The organism is Halorubrum sp. SS7 (assembly GCF_005435055.1).
In the GTDB taxonomy this organism is placed as follows: Archaea; Halobacteriota; Halobacteria; order Halobacteriales; family Haloferacaceae; genus Halorubrum; species Halorubrum salinarum.
Genome location: NZ_SGXV01000416.1, coordinates 1 through 357 on the forward strand (window position 1 = coordinate 1; position 357 = coordinate 357).

Genomic DNA, 357 nt, shown 5'->3' on the forward strand with positions numbered 1-357 from the left:
GCGGCGTACCTCGCCTGCGACGTGCGGCTGTTCACGACCGGCGACGAAGGGACGGTGGCCAAGTACAACCGGCTGAAGGACCTCAACGTCCAGCGGTTTGTCGAGGAACTCTCGTTCGGGCCGACCTGTTCGCTGGTCGTCACGCGGACGCTCCTCGAGGACGTCGGCGGGTTCGACGCGCGGCTCCGGTCGAGCGGGGACGTCGAGTTCGGGAACCGCGTTGCGGCGAGCGGCCGCGAACTCCGATACACCCCAGACATCGTGGTGTATCACCCGACCCGGACGACCCTCGGCGCGCTCCTCCGGAAGTCTAGGCGGGTCGGACGCGGGAAAACTCAGCTGCGGCGGGACTACCCC

General features: G+C 68.6%; 1 protein-coding gene. It reads left to right on the top strand.

Annotated elements, in window-relative coordinates:
- Window positions 1-21 precede the first annotated feature (21 nt).
- Window positions 22-357 (top strand): glycosyltransferase family 2 protein (locus EXE44_RS18615; RefSeq protein WP_369333869.1); only part of this gene is annotated, 336 nt, incomplete at its 3' end.